This window comes from Treponema sp. R6D11 (genome assembly GCF_054786075.1).
On sequence record NZ_BDHD01000418.1, the window covers coordinates 1 to 1,088 of the forward strand.

Annotated in this window: 1 pseudogene; it reads left to right on the forward strand. The window is 43.8% G+C overall.

Features of this window, described 5'->3' with window-relative positions:
• A pseudogene (locus ACYVTD_RS13640) lies at positions 1-1,005 on the forward strand (hypothetical protein); the annotation flags it as partial.
• Between the last annotated feature and the right edge of the window lie 83 nt (positions 1,006-1,088).

Below are 1,088 nucleotides of genomic sequence, written 5' to 3' on the forward strand. Positions count from 1 at the left end.
GTCCTGCAATATCAGGGTCAGGAATATGACGTCATCGGCTTAGAGGAAGCGACGCATTTCACGGAATACCAAATGAACTTTATCGCAACGTGCAACCGCTCAACTAGAGGCGATTTCACGCCGAGGATGTATTACACGGCGAACCCTGGCGGCGTCGGGCATGCGTGGTTCAAAAAATTGTTTATTGACAAGATATATTTGCCTAACCAAAAACCTGAAGATTATAATTTTGTTCCGGCAAAGATATATGACAACCAAATTTTGATGAAGTCTAACCCTGAATACCTAAACCAACTCGAAAGCCTGCCAGACGACCTAAAACGGGCGCACCTGCATGGCGATTGGGACGTTTTCTCAGGACAATATTTCACAGAGTTTAATAGAGAGAAACATATAACAAAACCATTTGAGCTGGATAAAAATTGGAAGAAATTTAGATGCCTAGATTATGGATTGGACATGACCGCGTGCTTGTATTTAGCAGTCGATAGCCTCGGGAATGTCTATGTATATAAAGAACTATACAAACCGAACTTGAGCATTTCCGCAATGGCAAAAGAGGTTCTCGAACTAGAGGGCGATGATGAAATTAGCTATACCGTCTGCTCGCCAGACCTTTGGAATCGGCGGCAAGAAACATCGGTTTCAGGAGTATATCTCATGAACGAGAACGGACTCTGCGGGACGATAAAGGCGAACAACTCGAGGATAGCAGGCTGGCGCGTGCTTCGTGAATACCTCTCACAAAACAGAATTAAGATTTTTGAAAATTGCGTCAACCTAATCAGGACATTGCCACAGCTACAATACGACAGCCTGAATATAGAAGACGTCTCCGGCGCGCCACACGAAATCACTCACGCGCCAGAGGCGTTAAGATATGGGGTCATGAGCTTGCCGTACTTCTCCTCAAAGGCGGAGCAGGAAGAAAACCAAGCGTTCCTAACCCCGACTGAGATAGAAGATAGAAAAAATAAAGGCTTTAATTTTAGGAGGAATATATGAAATTTGTTATTATTTGTGTTTTGCTGTTTTTGCTAGGCGTCGTTTTCGGCATATGGATTAAAGATGACGAGGATGATATGGAC